15 protein-coding genes and 1 pseudogene are annotated in these 19,670 nt (G+C 73.0%); 7 read left to right on the top strand and 9 right to left on the bottom strand.

What is annotated here, in order from left to right; all coding sequences use genetic code 11:
- Together ACZ7C5_RS36065 and ACZ7C5_RS36060 are read left to right on the top strand one after the other, a co-directional pair.
- Positions 1–97: pseudogene (locus tag ACZ7C5_RS36065) on the top strand (ABC transporter ATP-binding protein); the annotation flags it as partial.
- A gap of 56 nt (positions 98–153) precedes the next feature.
- Entirely contained in the window at positions 154–2,721 is a 2,568-nt protein-coding gene (locus tag ACZ7C5_RS36060; protein WP_401092516.1) for an ABC transporter permease, read from the top strand.
- A gap of 122 nt (positions 2,722–2,843) precedes the next feature.
- Here ACZ7C5_RS36060 and ACZ7C5_RS36055 read toward each other — a convergent pair whose 3' ends face one another.
- The 5 genes from ACZ7C5_RS36055 to ACZ7C5_RS36035 all read right to left on the bottom strand — a co-directional run bounded on the left by ACZ7C5_RS36055 (position 2,844) and on the right by ACZ7C5_RS36035 (position 8,228).
- Entirely contained in the window at positions 2,844–3,446 is a 603-nt protein-coding gene (locus ACZ7C5_RS36055; RefSeq protein ID WP_401092515.1) for a DUF4232 domain-containing protein, read from the bottom strand.
- Between the two features lie 245 nt (positions 3,447–3,691).
- Complete coding sequence (efeU, locus tag ACZ7C5_RS36050; RefSeq protein WP_401092514.1) at positions 3,692–4,537, bottom strand: iron uptake transporter permease EfeU; 846 nt, start codon at positions 4,535–4,537, stop codon at positions 3,692–3,694.
- 50 nt (positions 4,538–4,587) lie between these two features.
- Positions 4,588–5,904 (bottom strand): iron uptake transporter deferrochelatase/peroxidase subunit, encoded by a 1,317-nt coding sequence (gene efeB / locus ACZ7C5_RS36045; RefSeq protein ID WP_401092513.1) that lies wholly within the window; start codon positions 5,902–5,904, stop codon positions 4,588–4,590.
- Positions 5,905–6,048: 144 nt separating this feature from the next.
- On the bottom strand, positions 6,049–7,194 hold the full coding sequence (efeO, locus tag ACZ7C5_RS36040; protein ID WP_401092512.1) for an iron uptake system protein EfeO: 1,146 nt from the start codon (positions 7,192–7,194) through the stop codon (positions 6,049–6,051).
- A 209-nt stretch (positions 7,195–7,403) separates the two neighbouring features.
- A complete protein-coding gene (locus tag ACZ7C5_RS36035) occupies positions 7,404–8,228 on the bottom strand; it encodes an ABC transporter ATP-binding protein (protein WP_401092511.1) in 825 nt (274 codons plus the stop codon).
- Between the two features lie 242 nt (positions 8,229–8,470).
- Here ACZ7C5_RS36035 and ACZ7C5_RS36030 point away from each other — a divergent pair, with 242 nt between their 5' ends.
- A complete protein-coding gene (locus tag ACZ7C5_RS36030; RefSeq protein WP_401092510.1) occupies positions 8,471–10,549 on the top strand; it encodes an amino acid adenylation domain-containing protein in 2,079 nt (692 codons plus the stop codon).
- 7 nt (positions 10,550–10,556) lie between these two features.
- On the opposite strand, the gene ACZ7C5_RS36025 is transcribed toward ACZ7C5_RS36030, so the two are convergent.
- Together ACZ7C5_RS36025 and ACZ7C5_RS36020 are read right to left on the bottom strand one after the other, a co-directional pair.
- Entirely contained in the window at positions 10,557–11,885 is a 1,329-nt protein-coding gene (locus ACZ7C5_RS36025) for a hypothetical protein (RefSeq protein ID WP_401092509.1), read from the bottom strand.
- A gap of 23 nt (positions 11,886–11,908) precedes the next feature.
- Positions 11,909–12,322 (bottom strand): GNAT family N-acetyltransferase, encoded by a 414-nt coding sequence (locus ACZ7C5_RS36020; protein ID WP_401092508.1) that lies wholly within the window; start codon positions 12,320–12,322, stop codon positions 11,909–11,911.
- Between the two features lie 159 nt (positions 12,323–12,481).
- On the opposite strand from ACZ7C5_RS36020, the gene ACZ7C5_RS36015 reads away from it, so the two are divergent.
- From ACZ7C5_RS36015 to ACZ7C5_RS36000, 4 genes are all read left to right on the top strand, one after another.
- A complete protein-coding gene (locus tag ACZ7C5_RS36015) occupies positions 12,482–14,077 on the top strand; it encodes a M4 family metallopeptidase (protein WP_401092507.1) in 1,596 nt (531 codons plus the stop codon).
- A 153-nt stretch (positions 14,078–14,230) separates the two neighbouring features.
- Positions 14,231–15,181, top strand: a complete 951-nt coding sequence (locus tag ACZ7C5_RS36010) for an aldo/keto reductase (RefSeq protein ID WP_470324296.1) — start codon at positions 14,231–14,233, stop codon at positions 15,179–15,181.
- Between the two features lie 76 nt (positions 15,182–15,257).
- Positions 15,258–15,887 carry a histidine phosphatase family protein gene (locus ACZ7C5_RS36005; RefSeq protein WP_401092505.1) on the top strand — a complete coding sequence of 210 codons (630 nt, stop codon included), beginning with the start codon at positions 15,258–15,260 and terminating at the stop codon, positions 15,885–15,887.
- A 54-nt stretch (positions 15,888–15,941) separates the two neighbouring features.
- Entirely contained in the window at positions 15,942–16,514 is a 573-nt protein-coding gene (locus tag ACZ7C5_RS36000) for a TetR/AcrR family transcriptional regulator (protein WP_401092504.1), read from the top strand.
- Positions 16,515–16,560: 46 nt separating this feature from the next.
- Here the strand turns inward: ACZ7C5_RS36000 and ACZ7C5_RS35995 are convergent, their stop codons facing one another.
- Together ACZ7C5_RS35995 and ACZ7C5_RS35990 are read right to left on the bottom strand one after the other, a co-directional pair.
- Positions 16,561–17,535: a hypothetical protein gene (locus ACZ7C5_RS35995; RefSeq protein WP_470324295.1), complete on the bottom strand. Its 975-nt coding sequence runs from the start codon at positions 17,533–17,535 to the stop codon at positions 16,561–16,563.
- An 8-nt stretch (positions 17,536–17,543) separates the two neighbouring features.
- Positions 17,544–19,670, bottom strand: coding sequence for a DUF6571 family protein (locus ACZ7C5_RS35990; protein ID WP_470324294.1), 2,127 nt, complete (start codon positions 19,668–19,670; stop codon positions 17,544–17,546).

The following is a 19,670-nucleotide window of genomic DNA, read 5'->3' as shown; positions in this document are numbered from 1 at the left end:
CGCCGACGGCCGCATCGTCGACGAACTCCACCACCCCACCGCCGACACCGTCCTGGACCGCATGCGCCGCTTCGACGCCAAGGGCCGCACCAGCTGAGTCCCTGCCCCGAAACGCCACCCGTCCCCGAGTACTCCCAGGACTGACACCTCCCCATGTTCCGCACCGCACTGCGCAATGTGCTCGCCCACAAGGGCCGACTGCTGATGACGGTACTGGCCGTCATGCTCGGCACCGCCTTCGTGGCCGGCACCCTGGTCTTCTCCGACACCGTCGGCAACGCGCTCAGGACCCAGAACTCCAAGAGCTACTCCGACATCGCCGTCACGGTCAGCGACCAGGAGGCCGCCGGCAGCACCTTCGGCGGCCACCGCGGCCAAGCCGGCAACGGCCCGACCCTCACCGAGGAGACCAGGCAGAAGGTCGCCGCGCTGCCGGGCACCGCCGAAGTCCGCGGCGTGGTCAGCGGCTTCGCCGGCATCGCCGACAAGAAGGGCGCGCTGATCGGCAACGGCTTCTCCACCACCGGCACCAACTTCGTGCCGGGCGCCGACGGCACCGACCCGCGCTACCCGCTGGTCGAGGGCCGCGGCCCGAAGGACGCCACCGAGATCGCGCTGGACGCCAAGACCGCCGACAAGGGCGGCTACAAGGTCGGCGACACCGTCCGGGTCGCGGTCAACGGCCCGGTGATGCAGCTCAAGCTCACCGGCACCGTGCGCACCAACGACCCGCGCGTGATGGCCGGCGGCTCGCTGGCCGCCTTCGACACCGCCACCGCCCAGCAGCTCTACCTCACCCCGGGGCGCTTCGCCGAACTGGACGTCAGGGCCGAGCCGGGCACCGACGACGCCGCGCTGCTCACCGCCGTCAAGCAGACCGTCCCGCAGGGCGACACGATCGAGGCGAAGACCGGCCGCGAGCTCGCCGACGAGCAGGACCGGATGATCAAGCAGGGCACCAAGTTCCTGAGCACCTTCCTGCTGGCCTTCGCGGGCATCGCGCTGTTCGTCGGCGTCTTCATCATCGCCAACACCTTCACCATGCTGGTCGCCCAGCGGACGAAGGAGCTGGCCCTGCTGCGCGCCGTCGGCGCCACCCGCCGCCAGATCACCCGCTCGGTGCTGATCGAGGCGCTGCTGATCGGCCTGACCGCGTCGGTGTCCGGTCTGCTGGCCGGCATCGGGATCGCCGTCGGGCTCAAGTCCCTGCTCAACGGCCCGATGGAGGCCAACCTGCCGGACGGCCCGCTGATCGTCGCCCCGGGCACCGTGATCGCCGCGATCGCGGTCGGCGTCCTGGTGACCGTCCTGGCCGCCTGGCTGCCCGCCCGCCGCGCCTCCCGGATCGCCCCGGTGGCCGCGATGAGCTCGGCCGAGCAGCCCGCCACCCACAAGGGCCTGGTGGTCCGCAACACCATCGGCCTGCTGTTCTCGCTGGCCGGCGCCGCCGCGCTGGCGGCCGGTGTGGGCGGCAAGGAGGTCAAGCTGGTCGGCCTCGGCGCCGGTTCGCTGCTGATCGGCGTGTTCGTGCTGACCCCGCTGCTGTCCAAGCCGCTGATCGCGCTGCTCGCCCCGCTGCTGCGGGCCGTGTACGGCACCCCGGGCAAGCTGGCCCAGGAGAACGCGGTCCGCAACCCGCGCCGCACCGCCGCCACTGCCTCTGCGCTGACCATCGGCGTCACCCTGATCACCTCGCTGACGGTGATCGGCGCCTCCGTCAACCAGGCCGTGGACAAGGCCACCGCGACCGACCTCAAGGCCGACTACACGGTCGCGATGCAGAACTTCTCGTCGCTCTCCCCCGAGGTCGCCGCCCAGCTCGCCAAGGCGCCCGGCGTCACCGCGATCAGTGCGGAGCGCGGTGTCCCGGTCGACATCGGCCAGGACCGGGAGGACAGCGAGTGGCTGACCGCGGTGGACGCCGCGACCATCGACCAGCTGGCCACCATCAAGATCAAGGAGGGCTCCGCGGACGCCCTCAAGCAGGGCAAGCTGCTGGTCAGTTCGGGCCGCGCCGAGAAGGCCGGCTACAAGGTCGGCGACACCCTCGCCGTCACCTACCCGGACGGCGCCAAGGGCTCGCTGACCGTCGGCGGCATCCTGGAGGCCAACAGCGCACTGGCCAACGTCGTCGCCCCCGAGGCCGTCGTCGGCCCGCACGCGCTGCCCGGCTCCGGTCTGGACAAGGTCCTGGTCAAGGGTGCCGACGGCGCGACCGAGAAGCTGAAGCAGGCGCTGCGCGACGCGACCGGCGGCAACCCGCTGATCGCGGTCAAGGGCGAGAAGGAGATCAAGGCGGAGAGCCGCCAGATGATCACCGGGATCCTGAACATGATGTACGGCCTGCTCGGCATGTCCGTGGTCATCGCGGTGCTCGGCGTGGTCAACACCATGGCGATGTCGGTGTTCGAGCGCCGCCGGGAGATCGGCATGCTGCGGGCGATCGGCCTGGACCGGCTCGGCATCCGCCGGATGATCCGGCTGGAGTCGCTGCTGATCGCACTGTTCGGCGGGCTGGTGGGTGTCGGCCTCGGCATCCTGGTCGCCTGGGCGGGCGTGCGCACGCTGGCGGACAGCCTCAAGGGCATCAGCACCGTCGTCCCGCCGGTGCAGATCGTCTCCTTCCTGCTCGCGGCCGCCGTGATCGGCCTGCTGGCCGCGCTCTGGCCGGCCCACCGGGCGGCGAAGCTGGACATCCTGGACTCGATCAAGAGCCAGTAGCGGTCCGGGAGTACGGAACACGGAGCCCCCGGGGCGGTTCGCAGGAACCGCCCCGGGGGCTCCGGCGCGTCACGGGTCGGCGGCGGCACGGGCCTCTCCGCGGCGGCACCGGCCGGGCGGCGTCAGCCGAACAGCACCTTCTCGCCGTTCGGCTGCAGGGTCCCGGTGGTCAGCCCGGCGGCGGAGACCAGCAGCTCGCCGACCGGCCTGCCGTCGGTGCCGAGCACCTCGGCGGTGACCGGCGCGGTCTCGTCCGGCGCGGTGACCTGGAGGCCGGTGAGCACGTGGCAGCCGGTGTCCGACTTCTCGCAGGCGCTCCACCTGAGGCCCGCGTAGCCGGACTTGCCGGGCTTCAGGGTCACCAGCACCGGCGGCCCCGGGTGCGCCTCGCGGCCGGCCGCGAGCGGGTCCGCGCTGTTGTCGGCGCGCAGGCCGCCGAAGCCCGGGTACCCGTAGAGGGTGCAGTTGCGGCCGCTCGTGTTCCTGATCGTCACCATCGCCGAGCCCACGCCCTTGACCTGCACGGTGGCGCTGATCTCGTCGCCCTTGCAGCGCGATCCGGCCGCCTGGCCGGCCATCGGGTCGGCGGGGACGCCGGCCCCGGTCGCGTTCGCCTTCGGGTCCCCCGGTTTGTCGTCGGTGTACTTCACGTCGTCGCACCCGGTCAGCAGTACGGTCGCGGCGAGGGCGACTGCGGCTAATCCGGCGGGCCTGCGAACGGTCATGGTCCCCCCATGGGTGGGTCGGTCGAGGGCAAGGAGCTGTCACTCCTGGTACGAAGATCGTGGCAGAACGGTTCCACTGGGGCACGTGTTCGCCCGAGGTGACCGCTTTCCGTACCTTCCTGTCCGGTTTCCCGCCAAGACGGCCTCATTCATACGAAACCGCCCCGCCCGGCGAGTGCCGGGCGGGGCGGTGACGGCGGAACCGGTCGGTCAGGCGGCCGGCTCGGCGGTGACGAACCGCCGGGTCAGGCGGCCGGCTTGGCGGCCACCGGCTGGGCGGGCTTGGCCCGGCCGCCGCCGATGAGGTTGAAGAACACGGCCAGCGTGGGCACCAGGTAGAGCAGCCAGACCACGATCTGGAGCACCGTCGGGTCCGGCTGGAAGTTGAACACGCCCTTCAGCAGGGTGCCGTACCAGCTGTCCTTCGGGATGGTGCTGGAGATGTCGAAGGCCACGGTGTGCAGACCGGGCAGCCAGCCGGCCTCCTGGAGGTCGTGCACGCCGTAGGCGAGGACGCCGGCCGCGACCACGACCAGCATCGCGCCGGTCCAGGTGAAGAACTTGGCCAGGTTGATCTTCAGCGCGCCCCGGTAGAACAGCCAGCCGAGCACCACCGAGGTGAGCAGGCCGAGCGCGGCGCCGACCAGCGGGTTCCAGCCGTCCTCGGTGGCCTGCACGGCCGTCCAGATGAACAGCGCGGTCTCCAGGCCCTCGCGGCCGACGGCCAGGAAGGCGGTGACCACCAGCGCGGTGGTGCCCATCGCGATCGCCGCGTCCAGCTTGCCGTGCAGCTCGGTCTTCAGGTGCCGGGCGGTGCGCCGCATCCAGAAGACCATCCAGGTCACCAGACCGACCGAGATGATCGACAGCGTGCCGCCGAGCGCCTCCTGGGCCTCGAAGGTGAGCTGCGAGGAGCCGAACTGGAGGACCGCGCCGAAGACCATGGAGAGCCCCACGGCCGAGGCGACGCCGATCCACACCGGCGGCAGCTTGTCCTTGCGGCCGGTCTTGACCAGGTAGGCGATCAGGATGCAGACGACCAGGCTGGCTTCGAGGCCTTCGCGCAGGCCGATCAGGTAGTTGCCGAACACGCGGGCTCCTGGGTGGGGGTCGAGAGGTGGTACGGGGGGAGGGGGAGGGGTCAGCCGAAGAGGGCCTGGCCCCACCACTCCCCCGGCTTGCGCACGCCCGCCGGGCAGGCGAAGTGCGCGGAACCGACGTGCTGGATGTACTCGTTGAGCTTGTCGCTCGCCGCGAGCTTCTGCTGGAGCGGGACGAAGGCCTTGCGGGTGTCGCGCTGGTAGGCGAGGAAGAACAGCCCCGCGTCCAGGCGGCCGAGGCCGTCGGTGCCGTCGGTGAAGGAGAAGCCGCGGCGCAGGATCATCAGGCCGCTGTTGGCGTCCGGGTGGGCGAGCGCGACGTGCGAGTCCGCGGGCATCGCCTTGAGGTCGGGGTCGTCGTGCTCCTTGACCTTGCCGTACGGGGCGCCCTCGCCCTTGGTACGGCCGAAGGTGTCCTCCTGGTCCTTGAGCGAGGCGCGGTCCCAGGTCTCGACGTGCATCCGGATCCGCCGGGCGACCAGGTAGGAGCCGCCGGTCATCCACTCCGGGCCGTCGCCGGGGGCGGCCCAGACGTGGTCGGACAGCTTCCCGGTGTCGGTGCCCGCGATGTTGTGGGTGCCGTCCTTGAACCCCATCAGGTTGCGCGGGGTCTGCTGGTCCGGAGTGGTCGAGGAGGTCTTGCCGAAACCGAGCTGCGACCAGCGGATGTTGACGGTCCCCATGCCGATCCGGGCCAGGTTGCGGATCGCGTGCACGGCGACCTGCGGGTCGTCGGCGCAGGCCTGGACGCAGAGGTCGCCGCCGCTGCGGGCGGGGTCGAGCTTGTCGCCCTTGAAGTTCGGCAGGTCGATCAGGGCCTCGGGGCGCTTGGCCTGGAGGCCGAAGCGGTCGACCGTGGTTCCGTCCGGGCCGGACTTCTCGAACAGGCTCGGCCCGAAACCGATGGTCAGGGTGAGCCTGGAGGCGGGCAGGCCGAGGGCCTCGCCGGTGTCGTCCGGCGGCGCCTCCGCCGAGCCGGGCACGGCGCCGGTGCCGACCTCGCGGCCGCCGGTCATCGCGGCGGCCGCCTTGGTCCACTCCTTGAGCAGCTTGACCAGGGACTCCCTGGTGGCCTTCTCGGAGACGTCGAAGGCGGCGAAGTGCAGCCGGTCCTGGACGGGCGTGGAGACGCCCGCCTGGTGCTCACCGTAGAACGGCACCTCGGCGCCGACCTGGGCGGCGGCCGGGACGGCGTCGTCCTGCCGGGTGGCCGCGGCGACCGAGCCGACGGCGGCGGCGCCGAGCGCGACGCCCGCGCCGGCCCAGCCGATGACGGCGCGCCGGCTGACCGTGCTCCTGGTCGTGGTGGCGTCGGTGGCGGCCGGCGTCCCGTTCTGCTGCTCGTTCCCCGTGTCCATCGGTGGGCGGGCCCTTCTGCTGTGCCGGACTGCGCCGCGGCGCTCGTGCCGGACTTCTCTGCGCTGACCCACGACGGCCGTGGCGCCCGGATCGCGGGCCGCCACGGCGTCGGTGGGGTGTGGAGGGTGGTGCTTGGGGGCGCCTTACTTGACGACCACGGCGGCGGCCAGCTTCGACAGCGGCTCGCCCAGCGAGTTGACCGCGTCGGAGAAGGCCTTGCGCTCGGCCTCGGTGACCTTGTCGTAGGAGGTGAAGGTGCCGTCGGCCTGCTTGTACTTGGCCAGCAGCGCGTTGATGGCGGCGAACTCGGAGTCGAGCGTCCTGGCCAGCTCCGGGTCCTTCTCGGAGGCGACCGGCTTCAGCAGCTCGTAGGCCTTCTGCGCACCCTCGACGTTGGCCTGGAAGTCGGCCAGGTCGGTGTGGCTGTAGCGGTCCTCCTCACCGGTGATCTTGTTGGTGGCGACCTCGTCCAGCAGCTCCTTGGCGCCGTTGGCCATGCTGGTCGCGGTGATCTCGGCCTCGGGGATCTTCTTCTGCCAGTCCTTGAGGTCGGTGACCAGCTGGTCGGCGAGCTTCTTCTCGTCGTCGCCGATCTTCGCGTCGGCCCAGAGCGACTTCTCCAGCTTGTGCCAGCCGGTCCACTCCTGGCCCTGCTCCAGCTTGTCCTCGCGGGTGTCCGTCTTCGGGTCGACGTCGCCGAAGCTCTCGGCGACCGGCTCGGTGCGCTCCCAGCCGGTGCGCGAGGGCGCGTACAGCGACTTGGCCTTCTCCACGTCGCCGGCCTTGATCGCGGCGGCGAACGCCTCGACGGCCGGGATGGTGGCGTCGGCCTGCTCCTGGGCGTACTTCCGGTAGGCGTCGACGGCGGCGGTCAGCCGCGGGTCGGCGGCCGCGGCGCTGCCGCCCGCATCGGTGACCGTGATCTTCTGGCGGATGCCGTCGCCGACCATGCCGGGCTTGCAGGCGACCTCGTACGAGCCGGCCTTGATCTCGGCGTTGATGCTGGCCTTGGTGCCGGGGCCGATGTTCTCGCGCTCGGTGATGATCTTGTCGCCGTCGCCGTAGACGTAGACCTCGGTGGTCTTGGAGCCCTTGTTGCTGATGTCCAGCACGACGTGGCCGGCCGGGAAGCTGGTCTTGGAGACCTCGCAGGCGGTGTCGGTCGCGTTCACCTTGACCGCGTCCGAGGCGGCCTTGTCGTCCTTCTTGGCCGAGCAGCCGGCCAGGGCTGCGGTCGCCACGGCGAGGGTGAGCAGCGCGGCTGCGGTGGAACGGCGACGGGCGGACATGCGGGCTCCAACGGAAAAGGGCATGGGAGTGCCTGGGCAGGGCGGCCGGCCGGGGACCAGCAGACCATTTTTAGCTAAGGCATACCTTACGTACGGACGAATTGACGTCCATACCCACCCCCGAACCATTACCTTTCCGTTGCCTTCCCCGCATGCGGTTCACCATGCCCGGCGAGGGGGGCGTAACCTCCCCTCGCCGGACGGGAGCCTTACCTGCCGGGCGTCCGGCGGGCGGCCGCGCGGGCCGTCCAGCGGCCCTCGTGCCGGCTGATCCTGATCGGGTGGCCGAAGGTCTCGCTGATCAGCTCCGTGGTCATCACCGCGTCCACCGGGCCGGCCGCCACGCACTCGCCGCCACGCAGCAGCAGGGCGTGGGTGGTGCTCTCCGGCAGCTCCTCCAGGTGGTGGGTGACCAGCACGCTGGCCAGCTCCGGGTGCTGGTGGCGCAGCAGGTCCAGGCTGTCCAGCAGCAGTTCGCGGGCGGTCAGGTCGAGCCCGGTGGCGGGCTCGTCGAGCAGCAGCAGCCGCGGGCTGGGCATCAGGGCCCTGGCGATCAGGGCCCGGCCGCGCTCGCCCTGGGACAGGGTGGTCCACGCGGCCCCGGCCATCGCGCCCATGCCGAGCGTCTCGATCAGCTGCTCGGCCCGCTCCACCGCCTCCGGGTCGGGCTTGCGGTGGAACTCCGGCTCGATGGTGTTGGTGTGCCCGGTGAGCACCACCTCGCGCACGGTCAGCGGCGAGCGCAGCGGGTGGCGCGGGTTGACGTGCCCGAGGTGGGCGCGCAGCTCGCGGATGTCCACCCGGCCGAGCCGGCGGCCGAGCACGTCCACCTCGCCCCGGGTGGGGTGGGAGACCGCGCCGAGCAGCGCGAGCAGCGTCGACTTGCCCGCGCCGTTGGGGCCGAGCAGCGCCCAGTGCTCGCCGGGCCTGATCTCCAGGGTGATCCCGCGCAGCAGGTGCCGGCCGTCGCGCACGACGTCCACGTCCCGGGTGCGCAGCAGCGGCCCGTCGAAGTCGGGGGCGGACGAGTTCATGGCGAGGCTCCGATCGCGGCGGCGGGGCAGGGGGTTCTGGCGGGGCGCCGCACCGGACGGGCCGGCGCCGTCCGTCCGCGTGCAGAGTACAACCGTCGGCCCGGGCCGGGCCCGGCTGTCCGAGGGCTGGACGCGCCAGAACCCTGTTGCCCGGCGGGAGTTGGGGGGAGGATCGTGCCTCCGAGGGGAATCCGGGGCAATCCCCGGGATCCGGGGGAAGCGGTGGCGAGGGGGAGACGAGGATGACCGAGGAGCGGGCCGGCACCCTGCACGCACTGGTCGAACTACAGGCCCGACGGGCGCCGGAGGCGGTGGCCGTGCGTTGCGGCGACCGGGAGCTGACGTACGGGGAGCTGGACTCCAGGGCCGGGCGGCTGGCCGCCGTGCTGGCGGAGCGGGGCCTGGCCCCCGGCGGCCGGGCGGCGGTCGCGCTGGGCCGCGGCACCGAGGTGTACGTGGCGCTGCTGGCCGTGCTGAAGGCGGGTGCGGCGTTCGTGCCGCTGGAGCCGAGCGCGCCGGACGCACTGCTGCGGCACGTGCTGGCGGACGCCGCACCGGACCTGGTGGTGACCGAGCAGCGCCACCGCTCCCGGCTGGGCGACGCCGGCCCTGCGCCGCTGGTCTGCGTCGACGCCCACTCCCCCGCCGAGGCCCCGTTCGAGCCGCCCGAGGTCTCCCCGGCCGACCTCGCCTGCGTCTTCTACACCGCGGGCTCCACCGGCCGGGCCAACGGCGCACTGATCGAGCACCGCAACCTGCTGGCCGCCTACCGGGGCTGGCACGCGGTGTACGGGCTCACCGAGGCGGACCGGATCCTGCAGACCGCGAGCCTGGAGTTCGACGTCTTCACCGCCGACTGGGTCCGCGCGCTGGGCAGCGGCGCCACCCTGGTCGTCACCCCGTTCAACCTCACCCTGGACCGCAAGGCCGACCTCGGCGCGCTGCCCGCCCTGATCGCCGCCGAGCGGATCACCGTCCTGGAGCTGAACGTCCGCACCGCGCGCCGGCTGACCGCCCTGCTGAGCGCCGGCGGCACGAGCGGCACCGACGGCGGCGCCCTGCCCGGGGTGCGGCTGCTCACCGTCGGCGCCGAGAAGTGGTACCTGGACGAACAGGTGGCCCTCAAGCGCCTGCTCGGCGAGCGGACCAGGGTGCTGAACGTCTACGGCCTGGCCGAGGCCACCGTGGACAGCACCTGGTACGAGGCCGGGGACCCGGGCGTCACCGGGGGCGCCGAGAAGGTCTCGCTGGTCGGCCGCCCCTTCCCCGGCACCCGGGTGTACGTGCTGGGGGCCGACGGCAGGCCGCTGCCGCCCGGACGGCTCGGCGAGATCGCGATCGGCGGCACCGGCCTGGCCCGCGGCTACCTGAACCGGCCCTCGGACACCGCCCGGCGCTTCGTCCGGGCCGGCTTCGACCCGGACGGACGGGTGCTGCGCACCGGCGACCTCGGGCGGCTGCGGCCCGACGGCGAGCTGGAGTTCGCCGCCCGGGTGGCGACGGTGGTCGGGCCGCTCGGCTCCCGGCCGGCGGCCTCGGTGGCGAGCAGGGTCCGGGCGGCGGTCCTGGCCGAGGGCGTGCTGCGCGGCCACCCGGCGGTCCGGGAGGCGGTCGTGGTCGAGGTCGAGCCGCGGGAGGGCAGACGGCGGCTGGTCGGCTACGCGGTGACCGATCCCGGCGCGGACGGGGCGGACGGCTGGTCGCTCTCCCAGTACCTGCGGAGCCGGCTCCAGGGCCGATCGGTGCCGGACGCCGTCGTCCCGGTGCCCGAACTGCCACGTACCCGGGCGGGCAAGCTGGACCGGGCGGCGCTGCCGCTGCCCGCCCCGCCGGGGCACGACACCCGCCGCAGCGGTGGTGGCGGCAAGTTCGGGGGTGCCGGGGGCGAGGACGCGCCGCTGGGCTGCGGGGTGGCGCTGGTGGTGGCGTTCGGGGCACTCTTCGCCCTGCTGACCACCGACGCCTTCTTCCCCGGCTCGACCGACCTCTCCGCCGTGCCGCACGGCTACCGCGCCGGGTTCCGGCTGCTCTACCTGTGCGAGGACCTGGCGTTCGGCGCCGGGCTGGCCTTCCTCTCCTTCGGCCTCCCCCCGCTGCTGCGCCAGGGCCGCCCGCTCTGGCTGTCGCTGCCCACCCACCTCGCGGTGGGCTGGCTGCTCCTCAACTGGTGGCCGCAGGACAACCTCTACCGGCTCACCTCGGCGACCGACTGGCCGCGCGAGACGGCGATGGTGTTCGCCTTCAACGTCTCACTGATGCTGGCGGCACTGGTCGTGGTGGTCTTCCTGCTGTGCAAGCCGCGCTCCGAAGAACGGAAATGACGACAAGTCAGCGAAGCGCGTCGAACATCCCGGCCAGCGCGTGGTGGGCCGCCGCGACCAGGGCCTCGGCCGCGTCCAGCGCCTCGGCGTCGCGCCCGGCCAGGGCGAGGCCGACGGTGGGCTCCGGCTCGCGTCCCGCGGTCGGGATCAGCGGCAGCAGGGTGACGCCGAGCCGGGCGCAGCGCGGCCGCAGCCGCTCCAGGTGGTCGTACAGCGCCGCCTGGTCGAGCCGGGCGCCGAGCGGCATCGCGTCCAGGGTGCGGACCAGGTGGCCGGGGCCGCGCACCGCGTCGAGGCGGGCACGCAGCATGAAGGCGACGGCGGGCCCGGTGAGCCGCAGGTTGGTCTCGGTGGGGGCGAGCCGGCGCTGCCGGTCGGTGACGAAGTCGACGTCGTACCAGCCCCGGTAGCCCTCGGCGGCGAGCCGCTCCCCCACCGCGAGGACGAACCGGCGGGCCGGTTCCGCGGCACCCCGCGGCACCGCCCCGGGGCCGACGGTGACGCCCCGGTAGCGGGTGCCGGCCACCTCCATGGCGCCCGCGCCGACCGGGTGGACGGTGCCGTCCGGGGCGATCAGGGCGTCGTAGGTGAGGTCGCGCAGCCGGGCGGCCGGGCCCGGGTCGACGTACTCCTCCAGCAGCAACCCGCCCTCGGCGGGCAGGACTTCGGCGCGCACCAGGCGGCGCAGCAGCGCCCCGCCGCCGCCCGCGGCGAACAGGTCGGCGGGCTCGACGACGACGGTGCCGTAGCCGCCGACGCCGTACGGGCTCTTCAGGACGGTGGTCCGCCCCCGGACGGCGCGGGCGGTCAGCCGGCGGGCGGCGGCGCGGCGGCCGTCCGGGCGCTCCTGTCGTGGCAGCCGGATGCCGGGGTGCTCGGGGGCGAGGGCGGCGAACAGCTCGTGGGAGGCCGCCTTGGACTCGTAGCGGCGCACGGCGGCGAGCTCCGGCCCCTCGCCCTGGGCGGCGGTGCGGCCCCACCGCACCACCGGGCGGCCGGAGTCCGCGATCCCGGCCGCGAGGGCGGGGCGGGCGGCGAGGGCCTCGGACAGCGGCCGGTCCGGCGCCAGGCCGGCGTGCAGTTCGACCGGGCCCCAGGCCAACTCCCCGGCCAGCCAGTCGGTCCACTCCGGCCCGAGTTCGGCGGGCAGCACCAGCAGGGCCGGTTCTGGGCTGTAGCAGGCGGCCAGGCAGGCGTAGTGGTGGGCCTGCCGCAGCCGCCGCGACCGCTGGGCCGGGCCGGTGCCGGGCGGGAGGAACTGCGCGTCGAAGTCCGCGACGTCGCCCACGTGGACCGCCGCCCGGCCGCCGGTCCAGGCCCCCACCCAATCGTCCATGGGGCGGAATCCTAGGGCGTGCGTCAGAGCGCCGACAGGCCCGCGTCGGTGGCGCGCAGGCCGCAGGCGTCGAGGTAGAGGGGGCGCAGGTGCGGCTCGAAGTCGACGTGCAGCCAGGTGCAGCCGGCCGCGCGGGCGCCGTCGGCGGCCTCGGCGACCAGCCGGGTGGCGACGCCCCGGCGGCGGGTGTCCGGGGAGACCACGGTGTCGAGCAGGAAGGCGTGGGCGCCGCCGTCCCAGGCCAGGTTGACGAAGCCGACCAGGGCTCCGTCGGCGGTGCGGCGGGCGGTGACCCAGCCGAGGCTGTGCCGTTCCAGGCGGGCCCGCCAGGGGGTGGGTTCGGCGGGCGGGTCTCCCGCGCCGCCGAAGCCCTCGGTGTGCAGGGCGTCGAGTTCGGGGTCGGTGAGCGGGCCGCGCCAGCGGTAGTCGATCGTCACGACGGCACTGTAGAGGGCTTGTTAACTTCCGATCATTTCTTTATTGACAAGGACACAACTTGGCAAAGTTATGACCTTCCCTCTAGCTCAGTCTGACTGACCCCCGTCAATCTCGGTCGCAACTCCTTTCCCTGCACAGCTACCCCCACTGGAGTCAGCGTGACCCCCACCCTCTCCTCCCGCCGTGCCCGCGTGGCCGGAGCCGTCGCGATCGTCGCCGCCCTCGCCGGCGCCACCGTCCCGGCCGCCACCGCCTCCGCCGCCCCCGGCATGCGCGAGGCCGCGATATCCCAGGCCCGCGCCAACGTCACCCACAACGCCGGGGTGTTCGGCTTCGGCGCCGACCAGGCCCTCGTGGTCAAGGACGTCGTCCTCGACGCCGACGGCGCCTCGCACGTGCGCTTCGACCGCACCTTCCAGGGCCTGCCGGTGGTCGGCGGCGACCTCGTCGTCCACCAGGACGCCAAGGGCAGGCTCAAGGACTCCTCCCGCGCGGCCGCCCACGACGCCGCCGTGAAGTCGACCGTCCCCAAGGTGACCCCGCAGTCCGGCGCGGCCGGCGCGCTCGCCGCCGCCCCGGGCGTCAAGGACGCCGTCAGCACCCCCGAGCTGGTCGTCTGGGCCGCCGACGGCACGCCCCGCCTCGCCTGGCGCACCACCGTCGAGGGCAGCGGCGAGCACGGCGAACCGGCCGGCAGGGTGGTCGTCACCGACGCCACCACGGGCGAGCAGATCGAGGCCTACGACGCCGAGCACCAGGCCGCCGGCACCGGGAACTCCGAGTACACCGGCAGGATCACCATCGACACCACCGCCAAGTCCGGCGGCGGCTACACCCTGACCGACCCGGTCCGCGGACACATCACCAAGGACGCCAACAACGCCTCCTCGACCGCGCTCAAGGCCTCCTCGGGCACCCCGTTCACCAGCACCACCAACGTCTGGGGCGACGGGAGGAAGTTCTCCACCGACCGCTCCACCGCCGCCGTCGACGCCCACGCCAACACCGCCTGGACGTACGACTACTACAAGAACGTCCACGGCCGCAGCGGCATCAAGAACGACGGCAAGGGCGCCACCGTCTTCGTCCACGTCGGCACGAACTGGGACAACGCCCAGTGGTCCGACAGCTGCTTCTGCATGATGACCGGCGACGGCGACGGCACCACCGACCCGGAGCAGGTGGACCTGGACACCATGGGCCACGAGATGACCCACGGCGTCACCAGCGCCACCGCCAACCTGCGCTACAGCGGCGAGTCCGGCGGCCTCAACGAGTCCACCAGCGACATCTTCGGCACCATGGTCGAGTGGTACGCCAACAACGCGGTGGACACCGGCGACTACCTGTTCAGCGACCAGTCCACCCCGCCGTGGCTGCGCCGCTTCGACAAGCCCTCGCTGGACGGCCGCTCGGCCGACTGCTGGAGCAGCGGCGTCGGCAAGCTCGACGTGCACTTCTCCTCGGGCGTCGGCAACCACTGGTTCTACCTGGCCAGTGAGGGCAGCGGCAGCAAGACCGTCAACGGCGTCACCTACAACAGCCCCACCTGCAACGGCTCCACGGTGGCCGGCATCGGCAACGCCAAGGTCGCCAGGATCTGGTACCGCGCGCTGACCGTCTACATGACCTCCACCACCACCTACAAGGGCGCCCGCACCGCCTCGCTGAACGCGGCCCGCGACCTGTACGGCGCCGGCAGCACCGAGTACAACGCGGTCGCGGCGGCCTGGAGCGGGGTCAACGTCAGCTGATTGCGGCGCGACCGGGCGTCCGCTCCGGGCCCGGGAAGCCCGCGGCTTCCGCGAGCCGTCCCCGCCGCACCCTGCGGCGGGGACGGCTCCCGGCCGTGCGGCGGCTCTTCGCATCATTGGCGGTCAGGCCGGTGAGTGGCGATCATGACCGCTATGACTTCCGCGAGCACCGCAACCGCGACCGTAGCCGCAACCGTGACCGTGGGCGCAACCGTGACCGCCGCCGCCTCCGGCACCTGGCGGCTCGGTGACCGCACCGTCCACCGGATCGGCTTCGGCACCATGCGCCTGCCGCAGACCGGCCCCGCACTCGTCCCGCACGCCGTCCCGCGCGACCGCGAGCGGGCCCTGCGGGTGCTGCGCCGCGCGGTCGAACTGGGCGTCGACCACATCGACACCGCGGCCTTCTACTTCTCCCCGCTGCGCTCCGCCAACGAGCTGATCAACCGGGCCCTCGCGCCGTACTCCGACGACCTGGTGATCGCCACCAAGGTCGGCCCCGGCCGCGGCGTCGACGGCGCGTGGGCCGAGCACGCCCGCACGCCCGGGCAGCTGCGCGCCCAGGTCGAACAGAACCTGCGCCAGCTCGGCCGCGACCACCTCGACCTGGTGAACCTGCGCGTCCTCGGCACCGACTCGGTCGCCGAACGCTTCGGCGCGCTCGCCGAGTTGCGCCAGGCCGGGCTGATCCGCCGGCTGGGCCTGTCCAACGTCCACCCGCACCAGCTCGCCGAGGCGCAGGCCATCGCGCCCGTGGTCTGCGTGCAGAACCCGTACGGCATCGGCGCCTCGCCGGCCCAGGACGAGGTGCTGCGGATCTGCGGGGAGCAGGGCATCGCCTTCGTCCCCTTCTACGCGATCGCCGGCGCCGGCCGGGAGGGCGGCGCCGGCGACGCCGAGCCGGCCCAGGTCCGGACGGTGGCCGAGGCGCGCGGGGTGAGCACCGCACAGGTACGGCTGGCCTGGACGCTGCACCGCGGCCCGCACGTGCTGGCCATCCCCGGCACCGGCGACGTGACGCACCTGGAGGACAACATCGCCGCCGGGGCGCTGCGGCTGTCGGCGGAGGAGCTGGCGCTGCTGGACGAGGCCCACACGGGCTGAACCGGAACCGGGACGGGCCCGCCGCGCGTCGCTGGGGGACGACGTGATCACCGTCCACCGTGAGGAGCCCCCGAGCATGACCGACCGCGCCACCCGCTACCTCTACCTGGCCCGCCACGGCGAGGCCGCGTCCGAAGGCGACGGCAGCGGGCTCACCGCCACCGGGCGCCGGCAGGCCGCCCTGCTGGGCCGGCGGCTGGCCGGCCGCCCGGTGTCGGTGCTGCACCACGGCCCGCTGCCCCGGGCCGCCGAGACCGCGCGGCTGGTCGTGGAGCAGCTGGACGGCGTGCGGCCGGCGGTGTGCGAGGAGGCCGGGGACTTCGTCCCGTACGTCCCGCAGCGGAGCGAACTGCCGGAGGACTGCGCCGAGTTCCTGCTGAACCGTCTCGCGGGCACCACGGCGCGGGAACGGACGGAGGGCGCGCTGCTGGCGCAGCGGGCCGTCGAGCGGTTCACCGGCCCGGTGCCAGGCGGCGAGGAGCGGCACGAACTGGTCGTCACCCACGCGTTCCTGGTCGGCTGGCTGGTGCGCCACGCCCTGGACGCCCCGGCCTGGCGCTGGCTCGGCGTCAACGCCGCCAACGCGGCGCTGACCGTGCTGCGCTACACGCCGGGCCGGCCGCCCGCCGTCCTGCTGGTGAACGACCAGGGCCACCTGCCCGAGGAGCTGCACTGGACCGGCTTCCCGCCCCAACTGCGCTGCTGACAGGGGGCGGAGGGGCCGTCGACAGGAATCTGACGACCGGTCTACCATCGCCGCATGGGAGTCAAGGGCGAGCAGACCCGGGCCCGGCTGATCGCCGGAACCAGGGAACTGATCGAGGCGCAGGGCTACTCCGGGACGGGCCTCAACCGGATCGTGGCCGCGACCGGCGCCCCGCGCGGCTCGCTCTACTTCCACTTCCCCGGCGGCAAGGACCAGTTGGTGGCAGCGGCGCTCACCCAGGCCGGCCAGGAGGTCGAGGCACTGCTCGCCGCCCTGGCGGCCGGCGGCGCCGACACCGCCGCCCTCGCCGAGCGGCTGATCGAGGCCTTCGCCGAACGCCTGGAGCTCTCCGGCTACACCAGCGGCTGCCCGATCGCCACCGTCGCCCTGGAGGTGGCGGGCACCAACGAGTCCCTGCGGACGGTCTGCGCCGAGCTGTACGCGGGCTGGCAACGGGTCCTGGCCGTCCGGCTGGAGGGCGAGGGCTTCGGCCCGGCGAAGGCCGAGGCCGCCGCCGGCCAGGCACTCGCCCTGCTGGAGGGCGCCGCCCTGCTCGCCTCCGTCCGCCGCAGCCGCGAACCACTGGACCACGCCCGCCACGCCGTCCGCCACCTGCTCGGCGGCTGACCGCACCCGCACGGGGGCCACCCCCGGAGCCTCACCGAGGCCGCTGTCAGCCGAGGGCCTTCCGCGCCTCCTGCGATCCGGCGTGGGCAGTGTTCAACGCGCGGTCCCCGAGCACCCCCAGCCTGTGCGGATCGAGGTTCGCGCGGGAGGCCTCGGACCACCGGTTGAGCAGGTCGACGGTCTGGCGCTGGAGTTGGACGACGCCGCTCGTGTCCTCCGGATCCACCCTGGCGAGGCACGCGGCCGCCAGATGGCCGGCCGGGTCGGCCGAGTAGTCCGGCGGCGGGTCGCCCTCCGAGGCGCGCAAGCGACTCAACGCCTCGCTCTGCCACTCACGTCGGGAGTCGGCGCCGCGCCCGCGCAGCACGTCGTCGGCGATCGCGTCGAAGGCTCCGGCGGGCATGGCGGCACGCCCCACCTGGTTCTCGATCTCGGCATCGGGCGGGTTCGGCCCGACCGCGGCGAAGCCTGCGGCGGCCCGCCGCAGGTCGGCGGTGCGCAGCAGGGCGTAGGCGGTCGGATCCTCCGAGAGACCGCGCAATGCCCGGACCAACTCCCCCCGGTCGACGGAGAAGTGGACCCCCTGCCCGTCCTGCCGGGCACCGTCGCTCGACCCCGCGTGCGTCGTGTCGCCCGCGTCGACCAGGGACAGGACGGCGTGGGTGTCGGAGGCGTAGTCCGCGAGGGCTTCGGCCAGCGGACGGCGGACATCCGGGTGAACGTGGTGGTCCTTGCGATCCGCGAGCGCGAGGACGACGCCTCGCATGGCGCGGGCCTGCTCCACGGTGTGGACGCCGGGCCGGTCGCCCGTGGTGGCCCCGCGCAGTCGGCCGGCCAGGTCGCCGCACGGAAGGTCGGAACGCCAGTCGGAGGCGAGCACCGTACGGATGCGCTCGTCGCCGCGCAGACCGGCGCAGTCACGGTCGGGGTCGTCGCGCCCGAACGTCCACCAGAGGCCCACGCCGACCGCGGCCACCACCAGGGCGGTGAGGACGGCGGCGGCGCGGCGGGAAGTGCCCACGACCGGCATCAGGCGTTGCCCCTGCCGAGGTAGCGGCCTGCGACGTCGCTGCTGCGGTTGCGGGTGTTCAGGACGTCGTCCTGAAGGCCGTTGATCATGTGGTCCTCCGGGTTCACGCCCCGGTCCCGGGCCCAGATGCCGACCAGGTCGGACATCTCCTTGGTGCCGTCCAGGTAGGTGTCCGAGATCTTGGCATTGGCCTCGGCGTTGTTCTGGTCCTTCTCGTTCAAGCTGACCTCGTAGGTCCAGGTGTCGACCAGGCGCTGGGCAGCGTCGCCGACCCCGGGGATCGGGGTAATGGGACCGCCGATCGTGTGGTAGAGGATTTTGGCCTTCCAGTCGGCCTCGGCGTTCTTGTCGTCGCGCATGTCCATCGCCGCGTCGGCGCGGATGGCATCGTAGACGCCGAGCGCGGCCGCACCCTTTCCCATCACGTCCTTCACCGCGTCACGGTCGGGGTTGGGCCCGAGGCCCGCAAGGTCCTGGGCGATCTGCCCGGTCTCCGCCTTGTGCAGCGCGCCATAGGCGGCCGGGTCGTCCGAGAGCCCGCGCATGACCCGGACCAGGCTGTCCTGGCCAACGGCCATGCGTACGGTGTCACCGTCCTTCCACACCGAGTCGTGCCCGGTGTGGGCGCCGTAGACGTCGTTGCGTCCGTTGAGCAGCTCGTGGGTGTCCCCGACGTAGTCGGCGAGAGCGTTGGCGAGCGGCTGGCGCAGCGTGTCCTTGATCTTGTCGCCGCCTTGGCCCTCGTCCAGGGTGAGGATCGTGTCGTGCATGACCCTGGCCTGCGCCTCGGTGTGTTTGCCGTCGTGGGCGCTGCCGGCCGGTTCACCGGTGGAGGCCGCCTCGATCGCGGCGGCGAGGCCGCTCTGCGCGAGCGGGTCCGGCATCTTGATCGTGGTGTAACCGGTCAGGTAGCCCTCCGGCCAGTGCCGTTCCTTCATCAGGTAGTTCAGGCGCTTGTTCGCACCGTCCGCGCCCGGGTCCAGGTACGCCGTCGCAGCCTCGGGTTGACGGCTCATCACGGACAGGACATTGTCCAGCGGGTCGGCGCCGAGCGCGCTGCCGGTGTGGTTGGCCTTGAAGCTCCACTTGCCCGAGTGCTTCTTTTCGCTGGCCGTGATGTCGTCGGCGAGGTCCGTGAGAAAGGGCGTGGAGTATTTCGCGTTGCCCTTGGTCATCATGGTCGTGAGGATCTGGTAGCCGTACACCGGTTCGGTGTTGGAGCCGAAGTTCTTCTCCCCGGCCCCGTTCATGCCCTCGCGCCACTTCTTGTAGAAGTCGCTGCCCGGGTCCTGGGTGGCGGAGGCCAGTGCCCTGGTCAGGTCGGTCCGCAGCCCCGGGTAGGAGGACTTCTTCCCGCCGTCCTTACCCGGGTCGTCGAGCTGCTGCGCGAGCTTCAGCATGCCGTCGGGACCGAGTTTGTCCAGCAGGGGCTGCGAGAACTGCGGGCTGTCGGCGTTCGCCTTCATCAGGTTTGCCAACTGTTCCCGCTCCTCCGGGCTGAGGCTGTCGAGCCTGGTGACGAGCGCGACCGCGCGCTGCGCGTCGGCAGCGTCACCACCGCCAACCGCCTGCCCGTTGAAGGTGTTGTCCTGGCTGCCGGCCTTTGACGCACTGCGCAGGGCGGTCGCGGCCCGCATGTCGGCGTCGCCGGCCGCCTGCAGACCGGCTTCGATGGCCTTGGTCCACTTGGCCGCGGCCTCGTTGTAGGCGTCCCGGGTCTCGCGGTCGTGACGCAGCGCGTCCAGGGTCGCCTTGTCCATCGTGCTGGTGTCCAGGACGGCGACGCCGGTGCCGGTCACCTTGAAGCCGGCCTTGACGGCGCCCTCGGCGGCGGCGCGGACCTGCTTCTGGGCGGCCTCGAAGTCCGACTTCGCGTCATCGAGCAGTGAGGCCACGGCGTTCGCCTCGACCTGGGCGGCGGTGATCTGCCCCTTGGTGGCGATCAGCTGGAAGTTCGCCATGCTGGCGGTGCCGCCCGTCCACAGCCCGTTGCGGGTCACGGACAGCACCTTCTGGTCGAAGTCGGACTCCACTGTGTGGAACTTCTGGGCCATCTCGCGCCATTTGGCCGCCGCCATGGCGAGCGTGCCGGGGTTCGCCTTGAGAACGTCCTCGTATCCCAGCAC

This window comes from Kitasatospora sp. NPDC036993 (assembly GCF_055607525.1).
Note: the sequence above shows the minus strand (reverse complement) of the source record. Positions and strands in the feature narration are given on the sequence as shown.